General features: G+C 51.2%; 4 protein-coding genes. All 4 read right to left on the bottom strand.

Going from position 1 to position 6813, the window contains the following annotated elements; all coding sequences use genetic code 11:
* Positions 1-255: 255 nt before the first annotated feature.
* On the bottom strand, positions 256-618 hold the full coding sequence (ytfJ, locus tag L691_RS0123850) for a GerW family sporulation protein (protein ID WP_025692784.1): 363 nt from the start codon (positions 616-618) through the stop codon (positions 256-258).
* A gap of 379 nt (positions 619-997) precedes the next feature.
* On the bottom strand, positions 998-1477 hold the full coding sequence (locus L691_RS0123855; RefSeq protein ID WP_025692785.1) for a hypothetical protein: 480 nt from the start codon (positions 1475-1477) through the stop codon (positions 998-1000).
* Between the two features lie 271 nt (positions 1478-1748).
* Entirely contained in the window at positions 1749-2939 is a 1191-nt protein-coding gene (locus L691_RS0123870; RefSeq protein ID WP_025692786.1) for a nitroreductase family protein, read from the bottom strand.
* Positions 2940-2951: 12 nt separating this feature from the next.
* The coding region (locus L691_RS0123875; protein WP_025692787.1) for an SDR family NAD(P)-dependent oxidoreductase at positions 2952-6813 on the bottom strand (3862 nt) is incomplete at its 5' end.

Below are 6813 nucleotides of genomic sequence, written 5' to 3' on the forward strand. Positions count from 1 at the left end.
GTAGAGGAAGGAGTCTTCTCGGCTTTTTAGATAAATAGTAATCATAAGCCGCTTCCCTTCTTGCTTTTACTGTCATAGCTTTCTCCCCACCATAATTCATCTATTTCCTGTTAAATATAGCATATTTATCACTGGATTTAGTATGACAAAAAGCCCTTATATGCTTTAAATAAAAAAAGACTCTGGCATACGAATTTGCCGGAAGTCTTACGAGAATGACATTTTAGAATTTTTGTGCATTGATATCCTTCGAAATTACCGGTCCAACAAGCTTTTCAACTTATCAAGCAGCTGCGGACTTAAGTCAAGAATGCGGCTGTATATGTCTTTGGGGGAATCAAGCGATACCGTCTGGACTCCGGAAGGACCGATAATGAGAAACGCGACGGGAGTGACGGACACGCCCGCTCCGATACCTCCTCCGAACGGCAGCACTGAAGAAGCGGAGCCTCTGAATTCGGTACCCCCGGTCACAAATCCAAAGTTCGTTCGGCAAATGGGGATCACAACGGTACCATCCGGTGTCTGGATCGGTTCTCCGATAACGGACTCTGCATCGATAATGCCTTTCAGATTAGGCAATACGGTCTCCAGCAACCGATGAATATGCTCGGACATGTAAGCACCTCTCCTCCGCTCAAGTGCTAACTAGTCTTGACAACATATTATCCCTTCAAACGGTCAACTAATGGAATGCCATATCCGCCTCGAGTCATGGAAAAAACAAGTGTGGATTATACTTGACAGTAACCTTTCATATTTTTAATAAGATCAAGGAGTAGGTAAACTGCTCGTTAAATCATTTGGCTTAACTTGATCTGTCTTTTTCAGGATCATAGAATGTTTCTTGGAATCATAATAGAAATGATACACATTAATAAAATCCTGACCAGCTGCATGACCGCCAGTAATGGTGAGTTCACCATTGGATACCTGAAAAGGATGATGCGGAGCTGACCTATATTCGTCCAAATCTGTCCAGGTTTCATTTCCAACGTTATTGGGAAAGCCTCCCCACATTTATTCCAAACAGATAAGTTTCGAGAGCGTGACAATCCGTATAACGCGGAACGTATGCGAATAAATCTGTTGTTCCCAAGGTAAACTTCTGCATCTTGACTGGTACATCGCTTGGTTGCACGATTTCGAAATCGATTGGAAATGTCATTACCTTTCTAGAAGCCCCACCAGATGTGGGTTCCCATAACATTTCATAGTCTCCTGACCATCTGAGGTCAGAATCTACTCCGAGACAACTAGAAGCCCCTAAAGTAGCTACGTTAGCTTGACTAGCAGGCTTGACGAGTAGGCGCCCGTCTTGATTTGTTCCAATTGCCCTAATCGAGTTATCTTCTCTCTTTGCTTCCGCAGTCGTATCATTATTCACATGGATGGCTAAGTTCTCCTTATCAACGCTATTAACACAAGCGGAGAGCAATGCGAATATGGTAACCATCAGAGCCATCTTGATTCTCATTCGTACACCCTTCCTCAGGTGATTCGCTCGTAAATCTCAGAACACTCATACAGATGAACACAGTTTGCCATCCGCTTAATACGTATACTTTTCTGACGAGACATAGTTGCATAATCCGATATATTGCTGAAAACTGTCTCCATCCGGTACCGGCAGCGCATAGACCTCAACCATTTTGGTCTTTCCACTCCTTAAAATGAACAGTGAACAGAGAGAATCTGTCCCCCTGTTCACTGCCCGCGTTTATTTGTACTTTAAGCTGCATGCTCTCTTATTCCGAAATCAAATCCATAACCCCCTGCCTCATGCTCAGCGGAGTATCTTGTGTCGGTTTGCCTAAGCGGATCAGGAACTGGATCGTTTCACCCGCCGCCGCATATTCCCTGTGAACTTCGCTGTAAGCCTCATGCATTTCAGGATATTCCTGTAACACTTGGCTGATCGGCTGCAATACGAGTCCTTCCTCATGCGCGGTAAGCACGAGCCTGCTGAACAGCATCCCCGCCTTAACCTGGCTGGTCCGGCTGTTATCCTTGCTGAGGATCAAGGCATATGCCGGAGTATGGCCGGCTGCGGTTTGGGCCGCTTGGACGGCCCGCATAGCCGCGGCCTCCTCATTGTTAAAGGATGGAATAATTGTAAGTAATCCTTGCATCAGATGCTTTTTCCATCCCGTGGTTCCCTGACCTTCGAAAGAAAATCCAAAACGGTATTTATTTTTCTGATACTCATTGGAACGGAAGATCTCGGCCGATTCGTCATTCATCCGCTGCAATCCGGTTTCGATGACCGTACCCTCCACACCGAAGGCTCCAAATCTATCGATATCCGCTTTATCGTTCAGGATGGTTAAAGTCAGGTCTTGCTCCGTGTCCGTTGCGCTCAGCTTCCGGATTTGATCCGGCGTGACTTCATCCGGTCGGTAAGCCATTCGGTTCGTATCCGGCAAGAACATGAATTCATAAAGCGGAATATTTTGCGGGTTCGCCTTGGACAGCGTAATTTTCGCCACCGGCTTCCGTTCCATACTCTCGCTTAAATGCTGTTCATCGTACTCCCCATCCGGAAAAAGCGCGATCTCGGCGGGATTCCCAAGCTGCTCGCCGGCTATCCGCATATATTCCAAAAAGGTGCCTTGCGAAACCAGCGTTTGCCGGGCTAAGGGGTCCGATTTGAGCGCGAGCCGTTCGTTATCGGTGTAAAGGTAGAACACCAGCGGGTTCTGCCGGTCCAAACGGATCTTCCATGGCTGCAGGTTGTGGCTGTTCGCGGCCAACAATCCATGAGCAACGAGCTGCAATCGCGGGTCCTCGAACTGCTTAGCATAATCCCGCTTCCAGGGATCAAGATATTCGGCTTTCTTTTGCGCGCCGCTGGTGGTGAACACGGCCAAGACCAGCAGGGCGAGCAGAAGAACAACAGACAGGATTATGATCCTCGTTATTTTGTAGCCCTTGCTCATGCCCCTCTCCTTTTATACCTCGATTTTTATGAGCCCCAGCTTTTGGACTGCTTCCCTGTACGGGTTAATAACTGTTTCAAGTGTTTCTGTCTCCTGTTCGTATGAAACCTTGTAGGTCTCATTAGCGAACGGATAGGTCGGCAAGAGAACCTTTTTCTCATGAGGACCAAAGAGTCCGGACGGATCAAAGGGAACTCCAAGGACATACAGCTTGGCCAAGCTCTGCAAAAGGTTCTCCGCAGCGTCCAAATCCAAGGCGAGATTAACGGTCTGCAAGTTATCACGATGACTAATCGGCAAGTTGACAAAATGGCTACCGCAATAAAGCAGCGTTTCTCCCGCACCCAAGGCTTCCGCAAAATCTTGTTCGGCTAATTTTTTCCCAAAAACGTTCTTAATGAAAGACCACAGCTCGCGGGTATGATGGCGGTCTATCACTCCTGAAGGTGTTACCACCCGGCATTTCAAAAATGCCTGGGCATCGTCTGCTGTCTCCATAGATTGCCCGCTTCCGTCCTGGATGAATAATGCGGCTTGCCCCAGCGAAATTTGACCCGTGAGAACGAGCGCCGCGAGAATGCCTGATCCCTCGGCAAAGATTCCGACAGGACGAATTCCTAATTCATGCAGCAGCTTGCCAGTCGCATATTGTACAGCAAAGCTCTCAAGCTCCGCTCCAGCACCCGTTATCTCTTGCTTCGCCTTCCGGTAGGCAGAGCCAAAGGCGGGGAACCGGGAGCACAGCACTTCCAGTTCGCTACCGCTCACGGCCACTTTACCGTCCAGCATAAGATGGACCGCTGCCGTTCGGCTTGGATTGGAACGTCCTCTGCTAATTTCCGCAAAAGACTCGCCATGTTCAACCGCAGAAAGAACGCTCGTCAAATGCTCCCGGGATTTAATCACTGCCGCCGCTTTGATGGACATTTCTTTCTGTGAAAGATTCATTGTGCGGCATACTGAAGCTAAACTAGCCTCCGCATGCTTCTCAAGATGCGCTCTGAGATTTCCGGCGACGGCCCGGATGCCTTGCTCATTTCTGCCGGTAAGCAGCAGCAGATGCGGCCCGTTGTCCTCCCGGGAAGGAACAGCCGAAGTCTGCGGCGCTTGTTCCAAAATAACATGGGCGTTGGTGCCGCCGAAGCCGAAGGCATTGACACTGGCCCTGAGCGGAGTGCTTCCTTCCGCCTTCCAGGGTCTTGGATATTTATCGACCACATAGAATGGGGAGTGCGCAAAATCAATATTCGGATTCGGCTGCTCATAATTCAGCGTATGCGGCAAAGTTTGATGCTTCATCGCAAGAACCACCTTAATCAGACTCGTTACCCCGGCAGCCGAAAGCATGTGGCCCACGGAAGATTTAACCGAACCGATTCCGCAAAATTGCGTCTTGTCCGTAAAGGTTCCGAACGCCTGTGTCATTCCCTCAATCTCAATAGGGTCGCCAAGCGGCGTAGCCGTGCCGTGCGTTTCGACATAGGAAATCGTTTCGGGATGAATTCCCGTCCGCCGGAACGCTTCCCTGATTACCTCGGCCTGGCCTTGCGGCCTTGGCGCCGTAATTCCCTGGGAGCGGCCGTCGTTGTTAATAGCCGAGCCTTTGATGACCGCATGGATGTAATCGCCATCTCTCAGCGCGGCTTCAAGCGGCTTCAGCAGTATGGCTCCCGCCCCTTCACCCAGCACCATTCCGTTCGCTCTCTGGTCAAACGGATAGCAGACTCCAGTCGGCGACAGCGCAGTCACCCGGCTGAGGGAGACGAACGGCGTCGGGCTTAAGTTCAAGTTTACGCCGCCCGCAATAGCCATTTCCGATTCCCCGGTGCGCAGACTTTCGCAGGCCATATGGATCGCGACCAGCGAAGAGGAGCAGGCGGAATTTACGATCAGACTGGGCCCTGTCAAATTCAAGCAGTGGCTTACCCGCGCCGCTACCTCATTCAGGCCATTGCCGGCGACCGTATCGGCAACGAGGCGGGCCGGCTCCAGCACGCCGGATATTCCGGCGAGAATTTCACGGCGCTCTTCGGGATGCATCCGGTTGAAGGCGGGGCTGTCCGCCAAACGGTTCTTAATCAACATATAGGAACGGTAATTGGCAAAGTGCTCCATATAGGTATTCTGCTCGCAGCCTGCGAACACGCCGATCTTGCGGGTGCGGTATTTCCCTCCATATCCCGCTTGCTGCAGGGCCTCCCAGGCAATCTGCAGGAAGATCCTCTGCTGGGGATCGGTGGCCTCCGCTTCTTTCGGCGACATTCCAAAGAACAACGGATCAAAGTCGTACGGAGCGTCGATAAAGCCCCCCCGGCTCATGTAGGTCGTATGAAGCATGGATGAATCAGTGTTCACATGCTCATCTTTGGACCATCTTCCGGGATCGACGGGGCGAATGGCGCTTCGGCCATTATGCAGCAGCTCCCAATATTCCTCCGGATTGCCCGCTCCGGGTATGCGCAGACCGATCCCGATAATGGCGATATCTTGCAGGTTTTCATCCTTCCTGCTGTCCTCGGATTTCTTATTCTCTTCGTGAGCCGTTATTTCTTCGTGAGCCGTTACTTTCACTGGGCCCGCCGTCAGCACCTCTTCGATATGCGCGGACAATTCTTCCGGTGTCTGATATTCAAAAATAAGCGTCGGGTACAGTTCAGTATTCAACAGGCTGCCGAGTTTGGAAACCACCTGGACCGCCCCGAGCGAATCGAGTCCAAGATCCATGAAATTCCTGCCCGTCTCCAGATGGCTGACGGGAATTTGCAGTTGCTCGGCAATTGTCCGATACACCATTTCCCGGATTTCTTTCGCCGAATGATAAACAAGCGAATGGGAACCGGAATTGGAGGCTGTCGGTTGCCGTTCTGCATTAAGCACGGTGAAGCGTTCCTTCTTCTCTTCACTTTTTACCTGATCCAGTAGATGAATGACATCAGGCCGGGCGGTTCCCAAGGCTCTCAGGAAAGCATCGGCGGCTTTCGAGTGAACAAGCGGTTTCAGCCCTTGTGCTCTAAGCGTCAGCTCAAGAATATTTCCAAACTCCGTTCCCGCCCCTGTATCCGACCAGAGCGAGAAGTTGACCGACAAGGAACGCCCCGGAGCCTGCTCCTTGGTCCGGTAAGAACTATAGCCGTTTAAGAAAGCGTTGGCTGCGGCATAATCTCCAAGACCCGAGGCCCATGCTTTGCGGGTGGCCGAAACCGAAGACAAGGTCGCGAAGAATCGCAGCGGCTCCTTACGGGTTACGAGGTCCGTAATAATGGTACCTTTCCATTTGGGAGCTAGAATGCTGTCAATATCGCTTACACTCCGGCTTAACAGCTTATGAGGCGTATACTCCAGTTGTCCCGCGGCATGAACGACTCCGTGCAAAGGGCCATAGGCGGCGTGAATCCTGCGCAGCAGCTCCTCCATATGGGCCTGATCCGTAACATCTACGGCCGCATACATCACCTGAGCGCCCAGCTCTTCCAGTTTCGGCAGGAGGCGATGATCGGGCGGAAGCTGTCTTCTGCCGGTAATAACGACATTGATCCGTGCTTGCCGCGCAAGCGCCAGAGCAATTTGGCCTCCCACGAGCCCAGTGCCTCCAGTGATCAGGTACGTTTCCCCATCGTGAAGGTTAATAGCCTGTCCGACGGACGGCGCAGGCATTTTTTCCAAGGTACGCACATAACGCACTCCGCCGCGTATAGCCGCGATCGACTCCTCATCCGCTTTCTGCTTCATGGCAGTCGTCAATGTTTTGGCAAAATCCCGGTCTGACGGATATTCTTCCTTGTTCATGTCGATTACCGAAACCTGAATTCCGTCATTCTCAAGACCAATAACCTGGCTCAGTGTGGCGGCAGCCGCTTGATTTGGATTGCCCCCG

Source organism: Paenibacillus zanthoxyli JH29 (assembly GCF_000520715.1).
In the GTDB taxonomy this organism is placed as follows: domain Bacteria; phylum Bacillota; class Bacilli; order Paenibacillales; family Paenibacillaceae; genus Paenibacillus_AQ; species Paenibacillus_AQ zanthoxyli.